This is a genomic window from Sabulibacter ruber (assembly GCF_017355955.1).
GTDB lineage: Bacteria > Bacteroidota > Bacteroidia > Cytophagales > Hymenobacteraceae > Nibribacter > Nibribacter ruber_A.
Map to the genome: position 1 here is coordinate 1 of NZ_JAFFID010000019.1, position 573 is coordinate 573.

At 70.7% G+C, this 573-nt stretch carries 1 protein-coding gene; it reads right to left on the bottom strand.

Features of this window, described 5'->3' with window-relative positions; all coding sequences use genetic code 11:
* Positions 1 to 202: 202 nt before the first annotated feature.
* Positions 203 to 573: transposase (locus tag JT719_RS24255; RefSeq protein WP_207436379.1), on the bottom strand; the 371-nt coding region annotated here is incomplete at its 5' end.

The window sequence follows — 573 nt, forward strand, 5'->3', positions numbered from 1 at the left end:
TATGGCGGCAAATATGGGGGCGGCCAGTATGGAGATACCGTGATGCGGATCAAGCAGGAATAAGGTTGGGTGCCAGGGCGGTCGTCCCGCGTCAAGGCTGGCGCTGGCGCGCCACCGCCTTTGGCGGCCTTGGCCTTGACCCGTGCCGCCCGTCCTGACGCTGGCTTGGCATGCGGCTCGGCCGAAGGCCGACCGCTGGGGATCAGGCGGTCGCCTCCTGAGTGGGGTTGGGGTTCCAAGGCCGGCGCTGGCGGGCGACGATCCAGACCGCTGTCGTGAGCTTGCGCATGGCGGCGATGATGGCGAGTTTGGGCGGTTTGCCGCGGGCGCACAGGCCGTCGTGGAAGGCCTTCAGCCAGGGGCTGCGGCGCACGGCCGTCAGAGTGGGCATCCACAACGCCCGTCGCAGGCGAGCCTTGCCGATGGAGGTCAGGCCGGCCCGCTGCCCGCAACGCTTGCCCGACTGCCGGATGGCCGGAACCAGGCCGATGTAGGAGGCGAGGGCGCCGGGGCTGTGGAAGCGGGCGGGATCGTCGAGTTCGGCGATGAGGCGGGCGGCGGTCTGCGGGCCGA